The organism is Pseudomonas sp. Pso3 (assembly GCF_055393275.1).
This window is the reverse complement of sequence record NZ_AP043687.1, coordinates 1,797,032-1,816,321: the sequence shown is the minus strand read 5'-3', so window position 1 is coordinate 1,816,321 and position 19,290 is coordinate 1,797,032. Positions and strand designations below refer to the sequence as shown.

Sequence of the window (19,290 nt, the reverse complement as noted above, 5' to 3'; positions counted from 1 at the left end):
AAGGCCCCTGCTGGGGCCTTTGTGCTTTTCGCGCTCGGCTAGATCTCCACCTGGGTACCCAGTTCGATCACCCGGTTCACCGGCAGCTTGAAGAATCTCAGGTTGCCGTTGGCGTTCTTCATCAGGAAGACGAAGAGATTCTCGCGCCAGGGCGCCATGCCCAGGCGCTTGGAGGCGATGACCGTCTCCCGGCTGAGGAAGTAGGTGGTACGCATCGGCGTGAAATCCAGTCCCGGATAGGGGCAATGGCTGAGCGCCAGGGGAATGTCTGGTTCGTCCATGAAGCCGTAGTGCAGCACCACCCGATAGAAGCCATCACCGAAGTCCTCGACCTCCATGCGCTCGCCGCGCGACACCCGCGGACGATCCTCGTAGCGCACCGTGAGCAGCACCACCTGCTCGTGCAGCACCTGGTTGTGCAGCAGGTTGTGCAGCATGGCGTGGGGGACTACGTCGGTACGGGCGGTCAGGAACACCGCGGTGCCCTTGGCGCGGAACGGCGGTTGGGCGCGGATGCTGCTGATGAAGATCGGTAGCGGCAGCGCGCCGTCGTCCAGGCGCTCCACCACCAGTTGCCGGCCCCGCTTCCAGGTGGTCAACAGGATGAAGATGACGATACCGGCGATCACCGGGAAGGAGCCGCCGGAAAAGATCTTCGGCGCATTGGCGGAGAAGTACAGCACGTCCACCAGCAGGAAGCCGATCAGCAGCGGCACCATGATCCAGCGCGGCCATTTCCACAGCAGCAGGATCACCGCCGACACCAGGCAGCTGGTGATCAGCATGGTGCCGGTCACCGCCACGCCGTAGGCTTCGGCCAGGTTGGCCGAGGACTGGAAGGTCAGGATCAGGAAGATCACCCCCAGCATCAGCGCCCAGTTCATCAGCGGAATGTAGATCTGCCCCTGCTCCTGGCTGGAGGTATGCTGGATCTGCATGCGCGGGATGTAGCCCAGCTGGATGGCCTGGCGGGTCATGGAGAAGGCGCCGGTGATCACCGCCTGGGAGGCGATGACGGTGGCCAGGGTCGCCAGGCCGATCATCGGCAGCAGCAGCCATTCCGGGGCCAGCAGATAGAAGGGATTGCGCACCGCCGCGGGATCGGCGAGCAGCAGCGCGCCCTGACCGAAGTAGTTGAGCACCAGCCCCGGCAGCACCAGCAGCAGCCAGGCTCGGGCGATGGGCTTGCGGCCGAAGTGCCCCATGTCGGCGTAGAGCGCCTCGGCGCCGGTCAGCGCCAGCACCGCCGCGCCCAGCACGATGAAGCCCTTCACCGGGTTATCGGCGAAGAATTGCACCGCCCAGTAGGGATTGAAGGCCTTGAGCACCTCGGGCTGCTGGACGATGCCATAGACACCCAGGGCGCCCAGGGTGGTGAACCAGAGCACCATCACCGGCCCGAAGAACTTGCCGATGGTGGCGGTACCGCGCTTCTGGATGGCGAAGATGCCGACCAGGATCACCAGCGCGATGGGCACCACCCAGGCTTCCAGACCATCGAAGGCCAGTTCCAGGCCCTCCACCGCCGACAGCACCGAGACCGCCGGGGTGATCATGCTGTCGCCATAGAAGAGTGCGGCGCCGAACAGCCCCAGCAGCACCAGGGTGGTGGCCAGGCGCGGCGAGCCCTGGGCGGCACGCCGGGCCAGGGCGGTGAGCGCCATGATGCCGCCCTCGCCCTGGTTGTCGGCACGCATGACGAAGGTGATGTATTTGAGGGTGACGACCCAGATGAGCGACCAGAAGATCAGCGACAGGATGCCGAGCACACTGTCGTGATTCAGCGGCAAGCCGTAGTGCGGCGAAAAGACTTCCTTGAGGGTATAGAGAGGACTGGTGCCGATGTCGCCGTATACCACACCGGTGGCGAGCACGATCATTCCCAAGGCCGAAGGGGCTTTACCACCGTGCTCGTGTTCCGGACGGCTCATGCAGGGCTCCTAGAGTCTAAAATCGGCGCATCCTGCGCCGAAGCGGCGTCAGGATCAAGTTGAAAAGGCCGGTAGCGTGGCGCGCGCAACCTCTCAGCGCAGCGCTTCCAGCACCATAGACTCCTTGGTCGGCAAAAAGCTCTGCGCGGTCGCCAGGACCTGCCTGCCCCTTCCAAGCAGCGGCAGAGATGGCTAGAATCGCGCGTTTTTTGATCAAGGCGCCTCCTGAGCGCCCCGCCGAGGTTAGCCCATGTCCATCCAAACGTCCGCCCCCAAGGTCGGTTTCGTCAGCCTCGGCTGTCCCAAGGCCACCGTCGACTCCGAACGCATCCTCACCCAGCTGCGCATGGAAGGCTACGAGATCGTGCCGACCTATGAAGACGCCGACGTGGTGGTGGTCAACACCTGCGGCTTCATCGACAGCGCCAAGGCGGAGTCGCTGGACGCCATCGGCGAGGCCATCGCCGAGAACGGCAAGGTGATCGTCACCGGGTGCATGGGTGTGGACGAGGGCAACATCCGCGGCGTGCATCCCAGCGTGCTGGCGGTGACCGGTCCGCAGCAGTACGAGCAGGTGGTCAGCGCCGTGCACGAGGTGGTGCCGCCGCAGCTGGAGCACAATCCGCTGATCGACCTGGTGCCGCCCCAGGGCATCAAGCTGACCCCGCGCCACTACGCCTACCTGAAGATTTCCGAAGGCTGCAACCACAGCTGCAGCTTCTGCATCATCCCCTCCATGCGCGGCAAGCTGGTCAGCCGCCCGGTGGGCGACGTGCTGTCCGAGGCCGAGCGCCTGGTCAAGGCCGGTGTCAAGGAGCTGCTGGTGATCTCCCAGGACACCAGCGCCTACGGCGTCGACCTCAAGTACAAGCTGGACTTCTGGAACGGCCAGCCGGTCAAGACGCGCATGCTGGAGCTCTGCGAGGCGCTGTCGGGCATGGGCGTCTGGGTGCGCCTGCACTATGTCTACCCCTACCCCAATGTCGACGACGTCATTCCGCTGATGGCCGCCGGCAAGCTGCTGCCCTACCTGGACATCCCCTTCCAGCACGCCAGCCCCAAGGTACTCAAGTCCATGAAGCGCCCGGCGTTCGAGGACAAGACCCTGGCGCGCATCAAGCGCTGGCGCGAGATCTGCCCGGAGCTGACCATCCGCTCCACCTTCATCGTCGGCTTTCCCGGCGAGACCGAGGAAGACTTCCAGTACCTGCTGGACTGGCTCACCGAGGCCCAGCTCGATCGCGTCGGCTGCTTCCAGTACTCGCCGGTCGAGGGCGCACCCGCCAACGAGCTGGGCCTGGAGCCGGTGGCGGACGAGGTCAAGCAGGAGCGCTGGGAGCGCTTCATGGCTCACCAGCAGGCCATCTCCGCCGCGCGCCTGCAGCTCAAGATCGGTCGCGAGATCGAGGTGCTGATCGACGAGGTGGACGACCAGGGCGCCATCGGCCGTTCCTATGCCGATGCCCCGGAAATCGACGGCAACGTCTATGTCGACAGCGCCAATCCGCTGAAGCCGGGTGACAAGGTCTGGGTGCGGGTCACCGACGCCGACGAGTACGACCTCTGGGCAGAGGCGCTCTGATTCCTAGCTAGTCATGCAGGCGGTGGGTGCCGGGCACATGGGCGTGCCCGGCCGCACTGCAGCTGGCGGTGGTCGCCGACGGCGCCGCCGGCTGACCGAGTTCGCGCAGGATGCCGCAACGGTCCCCTTCGCCCTCTCCCTGGCAGTGGCGCCTCAGGGTCACCAGCTGCTCACGCAACTGATTCAACTCGCGGATACGCACCTCGACATGATGCAGATGGGCGCCGATCAGGGCGTCTACTTGGGCGCAGCCGGGTTCGCGGGTATCGCGCAGGGCCAGCAGGGCGCGAATCTCTTCCAGCGTCATGTCCAGCGACCGGCAATGGCGAACGAAGACCAGGCGCTCGACCTGGCTTTCGTCATAGCTGCGGTAGTTGCTGCTGCTGCGCGCCGCCGGATTCAGCAGCCCTTCGCGCTCGTAGTACCTGATGGTCTCGACGGCGCAATCGGTGCGCCTGGCCAATTCGCCGATCTTCATCATCCTGTCTCGTTGAGCTGAGGTGCACAGCCTGCCGTGCCGGAGCCGCTGCAGCAAGGACGGAAGACGGTCAGGGGGTTGAGGGAGCGACGTTACCGGAGGGGGAAGACATGGATAGTCCGGCTGATGAGGGTCCAGACAGGACGACGCCCCGGCGATGAGTGGGTCGCCGGGGCGTCGAGACAGCCGCCAGATTAGTTGGCGTTGTTCTGGTAGAGCGCGGAGACCCGGTTGGGATGCTCCGACTGGAATTGGGCTTGAGCGTTGGCGCGAATCGACTTGCTCGACATATCGCGGCTAGCGGCGGACGCCGTGCCCGACAGCAGACCCATGAACAGAACGGCGACGATGGCTTGGACACCCAGGACTTTCATAGCGAATACCTCTTGGTTGTGCTGTTTCGATAGACACAGCGTACTCCCAGTACTAATTCGCCAAAAAGAGTCCTTTTAGAGAGTGATATTTACCTCTGAGGAAAATATCACCTGGGAACTTCCAGACCTCATGCAGCAGCCCCCGGCCTGACCAGGGGCTCTGGGCCGGCTATCGCAGGTCGCTAAGGTGCTTTTCCAGGCCCATGGCGCGTCCGGCTCCGACACTGGTCAGGTGGAAGAAGCCGTAGTCCTCCAGGTAGGTCCAGCGACTCAGGGGGCCATGGCCCGCCTCGCCATGCCGGCACTCCAGGGTCTTGGCCCGGCCGCTGAGGCTGGCCAATACCCGGCGCGCCTCGCCGTCGCCAACCACCTTGCAGGACAGCCTGATCTCGCGCTGCTCGGCGCCCTTGAGATTGCCGGTCAGGGTCTGCCGCGCCTGGTAACCGACCTGGCTGCCAACGGCGAGGGCGCGCCAGTCGCCGCTGAAGGTCAGCTGATCCAGGCTGGCGACTTCTTCCACCGGCAGGTTGCCGTTGTCGATACGGGTACGGCGTACCAGGTCGATCAGCCCGCGCCAGGTGAGCGAATCGACCCGAGCCGCCTTGCCCTGGGCACTGAAGCGCAGCAGTCCGGGCTGGGCGCCAGGGCTGACCTGCACCTCTTCGCGATAGGCATGGGTCTGGCCTTCGTAGCGGCTCTCGCCCTCCTCCACGAAGCGCTGCACGGCCACCCGCGGCGCGGGCAGCGCCAACGCCTTGAGCGCCTGCAGGGGCTGCGCCTGGGCCGCGGGTAGTTCGCCGGGAGGCGGCGGAGCAGCCGGCGGTGTGGCGGCGGCCCTGACCTCTTCCATGCGCGGCGTAGCCAACAAGGCGTCTCGCCGATCACAGGCGGCTTCCAGCAGGGTACGCCGTTCGGCCGGCGCCGCCGTGAAGGCTTCCTGGCCCTGGGCGCTCGGCTGGCTGTCGGTCACCCGCCCCGCATCGTCCAGGCCGTAGCGCGCCAGCAGCAGGTAACGGCGCGCCGTGCAGTCGGCCGCCAGGGATTCGCGCCACTGGCGCACCGGAGCACCGTAGCGTGGCGTCTGCAGGGCGACGGGCAGTTGCTGACCCGCCCAGAAACGGCGCACGCCGTTATCGTCCACCAGGCTGTTGCGATCGATCACCAGGGTGTCGCCGCCGGGGCCCCTGGCGAGGGCGCGCCAGTCGGCGTTGGCGGGCCGGGCGCAGAGCGCCGCCACATCGGGACGCTGCTTGAGCGCCGCGACCTTGGCCGCGCTCAACGGCAAGGGCGCGGCATAGGCATTCACCCGCCCCGGATAGACCCGCTGAGCGCCATCCAGGTAGAGCAACTCGGCCTGGTCAGCCACGCAATCCAGGGAGACCAGGGCGGAGCCGCCATCGGCCAGGGCGAGCGCCATCTGCAGACGCGAACCCTCGCGCAGAACGCTCTCGGCGATGATAGGACGGGCGAAGAGGTCGTCGGCCCCGGTCGGGGCTTCGGCCGGCGGCTGCTGAGTGCTGCAGCCCGCCAGGAGCGACAGCAGGCAAAGGGCGGAAAAACGGCTGGAGATCATGGATCCTCTCGGCAGGGAACCGCGATACACGTCGCGAACAGCAAATTGACCTGAACGAAATGCGTCTGGCGCGGATCAATAAAGGAAGCATGCCGCTTGGCATGACCTCCCCCGTTTCCCCACACGAGGTGCATTTATGAATACCGATCAGATCATAGGCAATGCCAAGGACGCTACCGGCAAGGTCCAGGATAGCTTTGGCGCGGCGACCGGCAATGCCGACTGGCAAGCCCAGGGCAAGGCCCGTCAGCTGGAAGGCAAGCTGCAGGAGCAGTATGGCCAGGCCATCGACTGCGCGCGCAACGTGACCGCCGACAAGCCCTTCACTGCCCTGGCCATCGCCGGCGGCGTCGGCTTCGTGCTGGGCGTACTGCTTTCGCGCTCCTGATCGGAGACGCGGGGCTGGCCGCTGCGCCAGCCCCATAGCAAAAAGGCCTGTCTAGACAGGCCTTTTTGCTATGGGTTCGTCATTGCTCCAGGGTCACCAGGTGCTTGTGCACCGCATCGACGATGTCGCTGATGTTGAACGGCTTCTGAAACACGGAATCGAACAGCTCCGAACTCTCCTGAGCCAGATGCGCCTGGGCGCCGCTCATGAGGATAATGGGCAGATGCTGCAAGCCTTGACGTTCACGCAGGGCCTCTGCCAGCTCGCGGCCGTTCATCACCGGCATCATGAAATCGGTGATGACCAGGGACGGTAGTTCGCGATCGAAAACGTCAAGCGCTCGGCGACCATTGCTCGCCTTGACCACCATGTAGCCTTCGTCTTCGAGGGCGAAGGCCAGGATGTCCGCTATCAGGAATTCGTCATCGACTACCAGTATCGTCGTCATCTGGAGATTCTCCCACCCGACGCGATCATGGTTGTGTGGAGGGCATGGCTGAACCTGAAAGTACCTTCACCATGTCTTTGAATGCCTTTTTCAGTTCGATTCCCGAGTCGTCGATGATCAGTTCGCACAGCGCTGGATCGTAGATGCTGTCCCTGACCTTGAGGATCGACAGCACCCGCTTGATCTCGGCCTCGGCCTCGACGAATCGCAGCAAAATCAGATTGTCCACCATGCTGGAAAGTTCGGGCGCCGGCGCGGCGATGTCCGCGCCAAAGACGTCGCGCAATTCCCAGGTGGCTAGAACTGTGACGCCCTGGGTACGCAGCTCGTTCAGTAGCGCGCTGAAGTATTCGATGAGCCGTCCTTGCGGCAGGGCGAAGCGGGCGATGGCGCCCAGGCTGTCGATCACCAGCCGCTTGATGCCGTGCCGTCTGACCATGGCCAGCAGTTCGAGACCGACCTCGTCGAGGCGCATCTCGGTGGTCGGTTGCCAGTGCAGATGCAAGGCGCCCTCGTCGACCCGGCTGGCCAGGTCGAGGCCCAGGGCGCTCGCCTTGAGCAGCAATCGCTCCGGCGGTTCGTAGAAGCCGAACATCAACGCGGGCGCTTCCGGCGTGCAGGCCGCCAGGAAGTTCAGGCTGATGGAGGTCTTGCCGGCACCCGATGGCCCCATGAGCAGGGTGGTCGAACTCTCCGGCAGGCCGTTTTCGATCATCGCATCCAGCGACGCCATGCCACTGGGCACGCGCTGGTGACCGACGCGATAGGTCGCGCCGGCCGAAGGATCGCGATACAGCGCCTCGAGGCGCGGAAACACGGTGATGCCGGCATCGGAGATGGTGAATTCGTGAAAGCCCGGCAGCGCGCCGCTGCCACGGGTCTTGCGCAACGCCAGGCGGCGGATGGTGCGACTGCCGATTTCTTCCTCGTGCAGATCCAGCACACCATCGACCATGGTGTGTTCCGGGCTGCCGTCCTCGAGACGCGCGCTGGTGAGAAAGATGACCGTGCAACCGGCAAAGGCCGCATGCCCCTGCAACTCGGCGATGAATTTCTTGGTGTCGATCGGCGTTTCCGCGCGCGACCGGGCATTGAGCAGGCCATCGACCACCAGCAGACTGGCCTTCTGCCGGCTGATCTCGCGACGCAGCAGGCGGACCACCTCGTCCAGCCCCTCACCTTCCATGGTATCGAAGGCACTCAGGTACTGGACCTGGTCGCCGATGCAGGAGCGGTCGAAGAAATCCAGCGTGGAAAAGAACTGGAACATCCGCTCGTGGGTTTCCGACAGCATGGTGGCGAACAGAACCCGCCCACCACCGCGCACATGGTTGAAGGCGATCTGGTTGGCCATGATCGATTTGCCGGAACCCGGACGCCCCTGGATGACATAGGACGCACCTGCAACCAGGCCTCCCTTCAAGATCTCATCCAGCCCCTGGATACCGGTTACGACGCGCGCGAGTCGATTCAAGAACGATGCCTCAAACTAATGTTGTGCCTGGGACGCCCAGCCGCGGGCGTCCAGTCCTTCGCAGGCAAGAGCCTATAAGGGTGATAACCAAATAGCCAGCCGGACGGCTGGATCTCAGCCGCGTTTGCGAATCAGTCCTTCCTGGGCCACCGAGGCCACCAGCTGACCTGCGCGGTTGTAGATGCTGCCGCGGCACAGACCGCGGGCACCACCGGCCCAGGGGCTGTCGATGGCGTACAGCAGCCAGTCGTCCAGGCGGAAATCGCGGTGGAACCAGACCGCATGGTCGAGGCTGGCGATCTGCAGCGAGCGGTCCCAGAAGCTGGTGCCATGGGGCAGCAGCGAACTGGGCAGCAGATTGAAATCCGAGGCGTAGGCCAGCAGATAGCGATGCAGGGCCGGCTGGTCCGGCAGGTCGCCGGTGGCGCGGAACCAGACGTGGCGGACCGGTTCGGTGGGCTGCGGCTGGAAGGGGTCGGTAAAGACCACCGGGCGCATCTCGATCGGGCGCGGGCCGAGCAGCTTGTCGCGCAGCGGCGCAGGAATCAGCTCGGCATAGCGCTGGGCGTGGGCGATTTCCGATTGCAGGGTCTCGGGTGCCGGTACCTCCGGCATGGTCGTCTGATGCTCGAAACCCGGCTCCTCGATATGGAAGGAGGCGCTGCAGAAGAAGATCGGCTGCTCGCCCTGGAAGGCGGTGACCCGGCGCGTGGAAAAGCTTCCGCCGTCGCGAATGCGATCCACCTGGTAGGTCACCGTCTCAACCGCCGACCCGGCGCGCAGGAAGTAACCGTGCAGCGAGTGCACCCGGCGCTCCACCGGCACGGTCTGGCTGGCCGCCGACAGCGCCTGCCCCAGGACCTGACCACCAAAGAGCTGGGGAAAGCCCAGATCCTGGCTGCCGCCCCGATACAGATCGGGGGCCAGAGATTCGAGGGTCAGTAGATCGACCAGGTTGTCCAGCACCTTGCTCATGGGTAGGGTTCCTTGACAGAGAGCGATCATCATACGCAAAACCGGTCAAATCCTGTGCGTTCGCCGTGCTTCCAGACACATTGCTCATCGTATGACGATAACTGGTGGAGCTTGTGGCCGTATAAAGGGTCACAATAAAGGTATCGCTGTCCGCTCGCAGGCTTCCTCTCCATGACCGAAACCGCAAACGCTTCGTCTTCCCACCCCGCCGCGGCCCAGATCGCGGAGCTGGGCAAGGGTCTCGGCCACGACGACATCTTCTTTGCCGCCGTGAAGAAGACCCGGATGCCGATGATCGTGACGGATCCGCACCAGCCGGATAACCCGATCATCTTTGCCAACGAGTCCTTCCTGCGTACCACAGGTTATGCCCTGGACGAGGTGCTGGGTCGCAATTGCCGCTTCCTGCAGGGACCCGACACCCGCCAGGAGCACATCGCCGAGATCCGCAACGCCATCCGCGAGCAGCGCGATTGCGACATCGAGTTGCTGAATTACCGCAAGGACGGCTCGACCTTCTGGAATGCGCTGTTCATCTCGCCGGTGCTCGATCCCGCGGGCCAGCTGCGCTATTTCTTCGCCTCGCAGCTCGACGTCTCCCGCCGCCGCGACGCCGAAGACGCCCTGCGCCAGGCTCAGAAGATGGAAGCCCTGGGTCAGCTCACCGGCGGCATCGCCCACGATTTCAACAACCTGCTGCAGGTGATGGTCGGCTACCTGGATATCCTGAGGATCAACCTGGACCGTCCGGAACTGGACAGGGACAAGGCCAAGCGCCATGTCGACAACACCCGCGACGCGGTGAACCGGGCGGCGACCCTCACCCAGCAGCTGCTGGCCTTCGCCCGCAAGCAGCGCCTGACCGGGCGCGCGGTGGACCTGAACAAGCTCATCAATGCCCGCCAGAGTCGCCTGGCCCAGGCCCTGGGCGGCCCCTTCCGCTTCATCTTCCGCCCGGCACCGGCGCTGTGGAATTGCCGGCTCGATCCGATCCAGCTGGAGACGGCGCTGCTCAACATCGTCGACAACGCCCGCCTGGCCATGCAGGAGCGCGGCACCGGCACCCTGACCCTGGAAACCCTCAACGTCGAGGTCAATGGCCAGGACCTGGCCCATGGCGGCCTGGCCCAGGGGCATTATGTCTGCATCGCCCTGACCGACACCGGCTGCGGCATGTCGACCGACGTGCTCGGGCGCGCCCTGGACCCCTTCTTCACCACCCGCGACGAAGGCCAGGGCAGCGGCCTGGGCCTGTCCATGGTCTATGGTTTCCTCAAGCAGTCGGGCGGCCTGGTCAGGCTCTATTCCGAGGTCGGCATAGGCACCTCGGTGCGTCTCTACTTCCCCGTTTCCGAAGAGGAGGCGCGCGAACACCCGGCGCCCCTGCCGACCCCGCACGAGGACAGCGGCGGTTCCGAGACCATCCTGGTGGTGGACGATCGCCCGGACGTGGCGGCCCTGGCCCAGGCCATCCTGGAAGAGACCGGCTACCAGGTGCTGGTCGCCCACAATGGCCAGCAGGCGCTGGACATTCTCGCGCGCGAACCCGCCATCGACCTGCTGTTCAGCGACCTGATCATGCCTGGCGGCATGAATGGCGTAATGCTGGCCAAGGAGGCCCAGCGGCGGCAGCCCGAGTTGCGCATCCTGCTCACCACCGGCTACGCCAACAACGCCCTGGAACTGGAGGAAGGCAACGGCGAGCGCTTCCCCATCCTCAACAAGCCCTATGGCCGCCAGGACCTGACCCGCTGGATCCGCCGCATGCTGGACAGCGCCCAGCCATGAAAGAGGAGGCCCTGGAGCGCGAGCCCGCCAGCTGCGACACCGGGCAGGATGGCCCAGTGGACCTCCAGAGCTTTCTGGCCTGCCTGGAGCGGGTGGGCAACAGCCCCAGCCAGGTCTCGGTGCAGCACCTGATCGACGCCATCGGCAGTCGCTCCTTCGGCCCCATGATCCTCCTGCCGGGCGTGCTGGCGATCTCGCCGCTCACCGGCATTCCCGGTATCGCCACCGCCATCGCCGTCTTCGTGATGCTGGTGAGCGGTCAGCTGCTACTGGGGCGCGATCACTTCTGGCTGCCGCGCTGGGTGCTGCAGCGCTCCGTCTCCCGCGGCAAGCTGCGCAAGTCGCTGCGGCTGCTGCAGAAACCGGCGCGCTGGGTCGACAAGGTGGTCAAGTCACGGCTGCGGGTACTCACCTCGCGCCCGGCGCACTTCGTCACCGCCCTGCTCTGCATCCTCATCGCCGCGACCATGCCGGTGCTGGATCTGGTGCCCTTCGCCAACACCACGGCGGGGCTGGCGCTGACCTCCTTCGCCCTGTCGCTGATCGCCCGCGACGGCCTGCTGTTTCTCCTGGCGCTGGGTTTCTGTACCGGTATCCTCTGGTTCATCCTGGAGCTCCTGGTGTTTTGAGCACACGCCTGCCCCTGGTCTACCACGAGGACTACAGTCCGCCCTTTCCCGCTGGCCATCGTTTTCCGATGGAGAAATTCCGGCTGCTGCACGAACACCTGAGTGCCAGCGGCATCCTGGGCGCTGACAACTGGCAACGGCCCGAACTCTGCCCGGACGAGCTACTGGCGCTGGCGCATGCCCCCGATTACATCCAGGCGTTCAAGGCCGGCGAACTGCCGCCGCCGCTCCAACGCCAGCTGGGCCTGCCCTGGAGCGAAGCCCTGGTGCGCCGCACCATCCGCGCCGTGGGCGGTTCCCTGCTCACCCTGGAGCTGGCGCTGCGTCATGGCCTGGCCTGTCACCTCGCCGGGGGTACCCATCATGCCCATCACGACTATCCGGCCGGCTTCTGCATCTTCAACGACCTGGCGATCCTGGCGCTGTCGCTGCTGGAAAGCGGACGCGCCGGACGGGTGCTGATCCTGGACTGCGACGTCCACCAGGGCGACGGCACGGCGCGCATCCTGGCCGAGGTGCCCGACGCCGTCACCGTCTCCCTGCACTGCGCCACCAACTATCCGGCGCGCAAGGCGCAAAGCGACTGGGACATCCCCCTGCCCCGCGGCCTGGACGACGCCGGCTACCTGCGGGTGCTCGACGACGCCCTGGGTTACCTGCTGCCGCTCCACCAGCCCGACGTGGTGCTCTACGACGCCGGGGTGGACGTCCATCGCGACGACGCCCTGGGCTATCTCGAATTGACCGATGCCGGTCTCGCGGCGCGCGACGGTTTCGTCTTGCGGCGCTGCCTGGCGGCAGATATACCCGTGGTGGGAGTGATCGGCGGCGGCTATTCGGCCGATCGCCTGGCCCTGGCCCGTCGTCACGGCATCCTCCATCACACGGCGACCCAGGTCTGGCACGAGCTCGGCCTGCATTGAACAGGAGTTTCCATGAGCAAGACCGCCAAGACACCCGAATCCAGCCAGGCACGCCTGGCCGTGCTGATCGACGCCGACAACGCCCCCGCGGCCATCGTCGATGGCCTCATGGCCGAGATCGCCCGCTTCGGCGTGGCCAGCGTCAAGCGCATCTACGGTGACTGGACCCAACCCCAGCTCAACAGCTGGAAGAAGGTGCTGCTCGACCACTCCATCCAGCCGGTGCAGCAATTCGGCTACACCAAGGGCAAGAACGCCACCGACAGCGCCCTGATCATCGACGCCATGGACCTGCTCTATACCCGCCGCTTCGACGGTTTCTGCCTGGTCTCCAGCGACAGCGACTTCACCCGCCTGGCGGCGCGACTGCGCGAGGAAGGGCTGACGGTCTACGGCTTCGGCGAGGAGAAGACGCCGGATCCCTTCGTTTCGGCCTGCGACAGATTCATCTACACCGAGATCCTCAGGTCCAAGCCGCGGGAAGAGCCGCGCGAGGCCGCCGGCGCCAGCGACAAGCCCGCCACCACCAATCGCGGCAAGCCCAAGCTGAGCACCATCCTCAAGCTCATCGAGCAGGCGGTGGAAGACGCCTCCGACGAAGGCGGCTGGGCCAATCTGGGCATGGTCGGGGCCAACCTCGGCAAGGTGCGGCCGGATTTCGACGCCCGCCTCTATGGGCACCGCAAATTCAGCGGCCTGGTCAAGGCCCATGGCGATCGTTTCGATGTTCAGGAACGCGATCCCGCCGACGGCAGCGCCGGCAAGGCCGTCTATATCCGCAACCGCTGACGCCGCTGCGCCTGCCCGGCTCTGGCCCGGGCAATAGCGGCGAAAAGTCGCGAACTGTCGCTATCAGATCGCCATACCACCGGTCCGACCTCGCGGAACCGCTCGGCTTACGGCGGCCTCCACCCTAGGTGCTTACCGCCCTACGGAGACCGCCATGCGAGCCTTGACCTACCACGGTGCCCACGATGTCCGCGTCGATACCGTCCCCGATCCGACCATCCAGGACGCCGACGACATCGTCCTGCGGGTGACGGCCACGGCCATCTGCGGTTCGGACCTGCACCTCTACCGCGGCAAGATTCCCACCGTCGAACACGGCGATATCTTCGGCCACGAATTCATGGGCATCGTCGAGGAAACCGGCCCGGCCGTCACTGCCGTGCAGAAAGGCGACCGGGTGGTGATTCCCTTCGTCATCGCCTGTGGCAGCTGCTTCTTCTGCAACCAGGATCTCTACGCCGCCTGTGAGACCACCAATACCGGTCGCGGCGCCATCCTCAACAAGAAACAGATCCCGCCGGGCGCCGCGCTGTTCGGCTTCAGCCATCTCTATGGCGGCGTGCCGGGCGGCCAGGCCGAATACGTGCGGGTGCCCAAGGCCAACACCGGTCCCTTCAAGGTGCCCGGCACCCTGGCCGACGAAAAGGTGCTGTTCCTGTCCGACATCCTGCCCACCGCCTGGCAGGCCGTGCTCAACACCGGCATCGGCCAGGGATCGAGCATCGCCATCTATGGCGCCGGCCCGGTCGGCCTGCTGTCCGCGGCCTGTGCGCGGATGCTGGGCGCCGAGCGCATCTTCATGGTCGATCACCACCCCTATCGGCTGGCCTATGCCCAGCAGACCTATGGCGTCATCCCGATCAACTTCGACGAAGACGACGACCCGGCCGCCACCATCATCGAGCAGACGCCCGGAAAGCGCGGCGTCGACGGCGTGGTGGATGCGGTGGGCTTCGAGGCCAAGGGCAGCACCACCGAAACCATCCTCGCCAACCTCAAGCTGGAAGGCAGCAGCGGCAAGGCCCTGCGCCAGTGCATCGCCGCGGTACGCCGTGGCGGTACCGTGAGCGTACCGGGCGTCTATGCCGGCTTCATCCACGGCTTCCTGTTCGGTGATGCCTTCGACAAGGGCCTGACCTTCAAGATGGGCCAGACCCACGTGCAGCGCTATCTGCCGGAGCTGCTCGAACACATCGAGCGCGGTGACCTGGCGCCGGAGGCTATCATCACCCACCGGATGTCCCTGGAGCAGGCGGTCGAGGGCTACAAGATCTTCGACAAGAAGCAGGAGGACTGCCGCAAGGTGATTCTCACGCCCGGGCGCAACGAGCCGCTGATTCCCGAACGACTGGAAGAACCCCTGGCGGCGCCCCTGGGCCAGGCCGGCGTGGTCTAGTCGCGTCGCGTACAATGGCGGTTTTCCTCAGCTCCTGGATGCCGCCATGTCTCTCCTCTCCGCCACGCCCGCCGTCGCTGTCATCGGGGGCGGCCCTGCCGGGCTGATGGCGGCCGAGACCCTGGCCGCTGCAGGCGTTCCTGTGGATCTCTTCGATGCCATGCCTTCGGTGGGCCGCAAATTCCTGCTCGCCGGCGTGGGTGGCATGAACATCACCCATGCCGAGGAGCAGTCTGCCTTTCGCCAGCGTTATCGCGAGCGCGAGAGTGACGTCAGCCCCTGGCTCGACAGCTTCGATAGCAACGCCCTGCGCGCCTGGATCCATGAGCTGGGTATCGAGACCTTTGTCGGCACCTCGGGCCGGGTGTTTCCCGCCGACATGAAGGCCGCACCCCTGCTGCGTGCCTGGCTGCATCGCCTGCGCGACCAGGGCGTACGCATCCATACCCGCAGCCGCTGGCTGGGCTGGGACGCCGAGGGCCGGCTGCGCCTGGCCACCCCGGAGGGCGAGCGGCTCCTGCAGCCCCAGGCTACGGTACTGGCGTTGGGCGGTGGCAGCTGGCCGCGGCTGGGCTCGGATGGTGCCTGGCAGGCCCTGCTCTCCGCGCGAGGAGTTGGACTGCGTCCGCTGGAACCGGCCAATTGCGGTTTCGAGGTGGCCGGCTGGAGCGACTTCCTCAAGACCCGCTATGCCGGCGCGCCGATCAAGCCGTCTGCCCTGGCCCTGCCGGGTCAGCCGCAACGTCAGGGCGAATTCGTGCTCACCGACACCGGGATCGAGGGCAGCCTGGTCTATGCGCTGTCCGCCGAAATCCGCACGGCCATCGAACGGGATGGCCAGGCGACCCTGACCCTGGACCTGGCGCCGCAGCGTGACCTGGCGGAACTCGGCCGGGCCCTGGCCAGACCCCGCGGCAGCCAGTCCCTGGCCAACCACCTGCGGCGCCACGCCGGGATCGACGGCGCCCGGGCCGCCCTGCTCCGCGAACTGGCCCCGCCAGAGACCTTCCAGGACATGGGCCGGTTGGCCCAGGCCTGCAAGGCCGTGCCCCTCACCGTGGTCAGAGCGCGGCCCCTGGCGGAAGCCATCAGCAGCGCGGGCGGTGTACCCCTGGAAGCGCTGGCCGACGGCCTGATGCTCCGGCAATTGCCGGGCGTCTTCTGCGCCGGCGAGATGCTCGACTGGGAGGCACCCACCGGCGGCTATCTGCTCACGGCCTGCTTCGCCAGTGGCCGCGCGGCGGGCCAGGGCGTGCTGCGCTGGCTGGCCACTGGTGGCAGCTCGGCCTGAGCGGTCCCGTCGCGATGCGCCTCTACCGTTCGCGGCCGGCTCCCGTGCTGCCAGACGGCGATCAGCGGCGGTAACATAGGCAGCGATCACGGTACTCATCAGGGATCCATGTCTCCCTCTCAGGCGTTGTCGGAATTCAGGCAGTTGTTGCGCGATCTGGCAGGCGATCTCCGCCAGTTCGGCCGCGACCGGCGCCGTCTGGTCGACGAACTGGAAACCCTGACCTCGGTCCTGCTGGCGATCCTGCTCGGCCACCTGGCCGGGGTTCAGCATGTCGGTTGGGCGGCGTTCAGCGGCTATATCGTGATGAGGTCAGATGTCCGCGACAGTTTCTCGCGCGGCTGCCTGCGGGTGCTGGGTACCTGTATCGGCGCCGCAGGCGCTCTGTTGGTCCTGCGCCACCTGCAGCTGAACCCCTACGAGCAGGCCGTCCTGCTGGGCACCGTGGGCAGCATCACCCTCTATCTGACACTGGTGGGCCGCTATGGCTATGCCTGGTTGCTGGGCGGCCTTACCTACGCCATGGTGGTCCTGGCGAGCCTCCAGGCGCCCGATCAGCTCGAGCAATACGCCCTGTCACGCCTGTTGGAGGTGGCGCTCGGCACCTCGGCGTGCGTGCTGGTGAGCGCCCTTTCCACCTATGGCGTCCGTGCGCGCCTGTGGCCCAAGGTGCCGACCACGGTGGCCTCGACACCGCGAACCCTGGGTGTCTGGCAGCCCCTGGCGTTGCGCCATGCGCTGCAGGGAGGTCTGGCTCTGGCCCTGTTGTCCCTGGGCGCGACGGCAGAGATCGGGGTGGATGTCAGCCAGGCGGCCATCACCATCCTGGCGGTCATGGTGGTTCCCTTCGACGGCCTGAGCAGCGCCGGCAAGGCGGTTTCCAGAAAGCTGTTGCATCGAATGCTCGGCTGCCTGCTCGGCGGTGGCCTGGCGGCCCTTCTGCTGCTGGTCAGCCAGGAAAGCCTCTGGCTGACGCTGGCGGGCGTTGCGCTCGGTGTGCTGATCGGCAGACACCTCGAGAATGGTCCGCTCGGTATCGGCTATCTCGGCATGCAGTTCGCGCTGGCGTTTCTGGTGGTGATGGTGCCTGACCACTATGACCATATCGACCCGGTGGCAGGCATGGCACGACTGGGCGGCATCCTGCTGGGTTTTCTGGTGCTGGAGCCGGTGTACTGGCTCTCGACCTGGCTGATCAGGCGCCTGTCACCCGGAAGACCCTAGGGCGCGGCGGCGCCGACCTCAGGCCGGGCGCTCGACGAACTGGGTGGCCGGCGAGCCATCGGCATTGTGCTGGCGGATCACCGCCGGCCGCCCTTCCCCGTCCAGCAGCACCTGGCCGATGCCGGCACCGTTCCACAGTCGCTCGCCGGCCTCGCGGCGATCCGGCAGGCGCGGCTGCAGTTCCCAGCGGCGGCGCTTGGTGAAGCCGTTGAGCGGCGACCAGGGCGCATAGAGCCAGCGATTGAGTCGGTCCAGGGTCGCCAGCAGGCGCGGCGGGAATTCGTTCTTGATGCCGCTGCTGGTGATCTGCCAGAGCCGCGGCTCACCGCGCCGGTCTCGGATGCGGATGTCGTAGACGAAGGAATAGTGCACGTCGCCGGAGAGCACCACGTAGTTGCCCGGGGTGCGGCGGTGGCGAAAGATGTTGAGCATGGTCTTGGCCGCCCCGGGGTGGGCCATCCAGTTCTCGGCATCCACCATCAGCGGCTGGCCGAACCAGGTAAAGATGCGCTGCACCGCCTCGATCAGCTTGACGCCGAACATGGGCGCGGCCGAGACGATCACCGCCGAGGGATGGTCCAGCAGATCCTGCTGCAATTCGCAGAGCGCCTCCCAGTCCATCAGCCCCGAGGGGTGCTCCAGGCGCCGCTCGCTGCGCCAGCGACGCGTTCGGGTGTCCAGCACGATCAGCGGCGGGCTGGTCTTGAGCACGTAGTGCCAGCCCTGGAAGCGCAGCAGGTCGTCGATGCAGGCGTTCTGCGTCGCGCACTCCAGCTTGCCGTCGTCCCCTGCCGTGTCCAGCAGCCGGGCCGTAGCCGCCAGGGGTTCGGCCACGGCTTCGGGGGCGTTGCCCCAGGCCTGGCAGAGCAGGTAGGCCAGCAACGCATTGCCGAGGATGCGCCGGGAAAAGGGATGGCCATAGGCGGTCTCTTCCCAGCGGGCGGAGAGGTTCCAGTCGTCGGTGACGTCGTGGTCGTCGAAGATCATCAGCGTCGGCACGCCGGCCAGGGCCCGCGCCGCCTGCGGCAGGGTCGCGACGAAGCCCTCGATGCAGCGCGATTCGGCGGCGTAGCGCTCACGGTCCTTGGCGTCGAGCGCCGGTGGCACCACCTCGATCAGCGTCCAGGGTGTCGGCGACCAGCAGAGCAGATAGAGCGCCAGCACCTCGCTCAGGGTCACCAGGTGGTTGTGGGCATTGGTGGAGGTGAAGATGGGTTTCTCCACCCCGCCGAAGAATTTCTCGCGCAGCGCCCGGTTGGACTTGAAGGCCGGCAGCAGGTCCTCGCGGTGGTAGAGGTTGGCGGCATGGGCCATCAGCGCCTCGCTGTCCGCCACTACCGCCCCTTCGAGGTCCTCGCCATAGAGCCCGAGGCGGCGGATCAGCGCCTGCACCGCCAGCAGCATCGGCCCGGCGACGTCATCGGCATAGACCTGGTCGCCCGTGAGCAGCAGCGCCGCCGGCGACTCCTCAGGGATCGTGCAGCCCTGCAGCAGGCGATCCACGGCAATCAGGCCATCGGCCGAGGCATGGTGGGGCTTGCGGCAGGAGCCATGCAGCAGATGATCGAAACGCGCCCGCAGGACGAAGCGCGGCAATTCGCCCTCGGCGGAGAGCAGATGCGGCGCCCAGTCGCAGATTCCGCCGGCGCTCAGCTGCAGGTCGTAGCGGAGGAAGGTGTCCGTGGGCAACTCGGTGTCCGGCCGGACCTCGATCAGCTGCAGGTAGGCCTGCTCGCCCAGGCGCAGGCACTGGGTCTCCCCCTGCACGCCGAGCTCGGTCGCCCCCTGCCACAGCCGCGGCACGGGCGTCTCGGCCGAGCGGGTCACCAGCCACAGCAGCAACCGGGACGCTTCGGTGCGCCGCAGCAGCGGACCGGCCAACACCGGGGGCAAGGTAGGGGTAGCGCTCATGGGGTCTCCTGTAGCCACGCAACTGACCACTATGCCTTGCCGGGATTCCGGCTGCAGCCGCCGCCTGGCTACAAAGTTTGAGCGCGCTTCACAGTCGGCCTAGAATTCGCTCCCTT

General features: G+C 66.2%; 17 protein-coding genes. 9 read left to right on the top strand and 8 right to left on the bottom strand.

Annotated elements, in window-relative coordinates:
- Nucleotides 1-38 precede the first annotated feature (38 nt).
- Nucleotides 39-1,880: a potassium transporter Kup gene (locus ACZ5R1_RS08545; protein ID WP_007158976.1), complete on the bottom strand. Its 1,842-nt coding sequence runs from the start codon at nt 1,878-1,880 to the stop codon at nt 39-41.
- Between the two features lie 307 nt (nt 1,881-2,187).
- On the opposite strand from ACZ5R1_RS08545, the gene rimO reads away from it, so the two are divergent.
- Nucleotides 2,188-3,513 (top strand): 30S ribosomal protein S12 methylthiotransferase RimO, encoded by a 1,326-nt coding sequence (gene rimO, locus ACZ5R1_RS08540; RefSeq protein WP_027599861.1) that lies wholly within the window; start codon nt 2,188-2,190, stop codon nt 3,511-3,513.
- A gap of 7 nt (nt 3,514-3,520) precedes the next feature.
- Here rimO and cadR read toward each other — a convergent pair whose 3' ends face one another.
- The 3 genes from cadR to ACZ5R1_RS08525 all read right to left on the bottom strand — a co-directional run bounded on the left by cadR (nt 3,521) and on the right by ACZ5R1_RS08525 (nt 5,938).
- Nucleotides 3,521-3,991 (bottom strand): Cd(II)/Pb(II)-responsive transcriptional regulator, encoded by a 471-nt coding sequence (cadR, locus tag ACZ5R1_RS08535; protein WP_286731945.1) that lies wholly within the window; start codon nt 3,989-3,991, stop codon nt 3,521-3,523.
- Nucleotides 3,992-4,185: 194 nt separating this feature from the next.
- Complete coding sequence (locus tag ACZ5R1_RS08530) at nt 4,186-4,365, bottom strand: hypothetical protein (RefSeq protein WP_007158979.1); 180 nt, start codon at nt 4,363-4,365, stop codon at nt 4,186-4,188.
- 169 nt (nt 4,366-4,534) lie between these two features.
- The gene (locus tag ACZ5R1_RS08525; protein WP_278894660.1) at nt 4,535-5,938 is read right to left on the bottom strand and encodes a hypothetical protein; all 1,404 of its coding nucleotides are present in this window, start codon (nt 5,936-5,938) and stop codon (nt 4,535-4,537) included.
- Between the two features lie 136 nt (nt 5,939-6,074).
- Between ACZ5R1_RS08525 and ACZ5R1_RS08520 the strand changes: the two genes are divergently transcribed.
- Nucleotides 6,075-6,326, top strand: a complete 252-nt coding sequence (locus ACZ5R1_RS08520; RefSeq protein ID WP_007158981.1) for a CsbD family protein — start codon at nt 6,075-6,077, stop codon at nt 6,324-6,326.
- A 79-nt stretch (nt 6,327-6,405) separates the two neighbouring features.
- Here the strand turns inward: ACZ5R1_RS08520 and ACZ5R1_RS08515 are convergent, their stop codons facing one another.
- The 3 genes from ACZ5R1_RS08515 to tesB form a co-directional block, all read right to left on the bottom strand.
- Nucleotides 6,406-6,774, bottom strand: a complete 369-nt coding sequence (locus tag ACZ5R1_RS08515; protein ID WP_007158982.1) for a response regulator — start codon at nt 6,772-6,774, stop codon at nt 6,406-6,408.
- 25 nt (nt 6,775-6,799) lie between these two features.
- Nucleotides 6,800-8,248, bottom strand: coding sequence for an ATPase domain-containing protein (locus ACZ5R1_RS08510; RefSeq protein WP_027599865.1), 1,449 nt, complete (start codon nt 8,246-8,248; stop codon nt 6,800-6,802).
- Between the two features lie 114 nt (nt 8,249-8,362).
- Nucleotides 8,363-9,223, bottom strand: coding sequence for an acyl-CoA thioesterase II (tesB, locus tag ACZ5R1_RS08505; RefSeq protein ID WP_464713026.1), 861 nt, complete (start codon nt 9,221-9,223; stop codon nt 8,363-8,365).
- A 171-nt stretch (nt 9,224-9,394) separates the two neighbouring features.
- Between tesB and ACZ5R1_RS08500 the strand changes: the two genes are divergently transcribed.
- The 7 genes from ACZ5R1_RS08500 to ACZ5R1_RS08470 all read left to right on the top strand — a co-directional run bounded on the left by ACZ5R1_RS08500 (nt 9,395) and on the right by ACZ5R1_RS08470 (nt 17,263).
- Nucleotides 9,395-11,011, top strand: coding sequence for a histidine kinase famiy protein (locus tag ACZ5R1_RS08500; RefSeq protein ID WP_052382612.1), 1,617 nt, complete (start codon nt 9,395-9,397; stop codon nt 11,009-11,011).
- Nucleotides 11,008-11,640 (top strand): exopolysaccharide biosynthesis protein, encoded by a 633-nt coding sequence (locus tag ACZ5R1_RS08495; RefSeq protein WP_007158986.1) that lies wholly within the window; start codon nt 11,008-11,010, stop codon nt 11,638-11,640. Before ACZ5R1_RS08500 ends, ACZ5R1_RS08495 begins: the two co-directional genes overlap by 4 nt.
- A complete protein-coding gene (locus ACZ5R1_RS08490; protein WP_042133369.1) occupies nt 11,637-12,563 on the top strand; it encodes a histone deacetylase family protein in 927 nt (308 codons plus the stop codon). The genes ACZ5R1_RS08495 and ACZ5R1_RS08490 overlap by 4 nt, the downstream gene beginning before the upstream one ends.
- Nucleotides 12,564-12,575: 12 nt before the next feature.
- The gene (locus ACZ5R1_RS08485; RefSeq protein WP_150338966.1) at nt 12,576-13,352 is read left to right on the top strand and encodes an NYN domain-containing protein; all 777 of its coding nucleotides are present in this window, start codon (nt 12,576-12,578) and stop codon (nt 13,350-13,352) included.
- A 154-nt stretch (nt 13,353-13,506) separates the two neighbouring features.
- A complete protein-coding gene (locus ACZ5R1_RS08480) occupies nt 13,507-14,748 on the top strand; it encodes a zinc-dependent alcohol dehydrogenase (RefSeq protein ID WP_074583155.1) in 1,242 nt (413 codons plus the stop codon).
- Between the two features lie 46 nt (nt 14,749-14,794).
- A complete protein-coding gene (locus tag ACZ5R1_RS08475) occupies nt 14,795-16,039 on the top strand; it encodes a TIGR03862 family flavoprotein (RefSeq protein WP_115945351.1) in 1,245 nt (414 codons plus the stop codon).
- Nucleotides 16,040-16,147: 108 nt separating this feature from the next.
- Nucleotides 16,148-17,263: an FUSC family protein gene (locus tag ACZ5R1_RS08470; RefSeq protein WP_464713025.1), complete on the top strand. Its 1,116-nt coding sequence runs from the start codon at nt 16,148-16,150 to the stop codon at nt 17,261-17,263.
- Between the two features lie 18 nt (nt 17,264-17,281).
- Here ACZ5R1_RS08470 and ACZ5R1_RS08465 read toward each other — a convergent pair whose 3' ends face one another.
- Nucleotides 17,282-19,174: a metallophosphoesterase family protein gene (locus ACZ5R1_RS08465; protein WP_115945349.1), complete on the bottom strand. Its 1,893-nt coding sequence runs from the start codon at nt 19,172-19,174 to the stop codon at nt 17,282-17,284.
- Nucleotides 19,175-19,290: the final 116 nt, after the last annotated feature.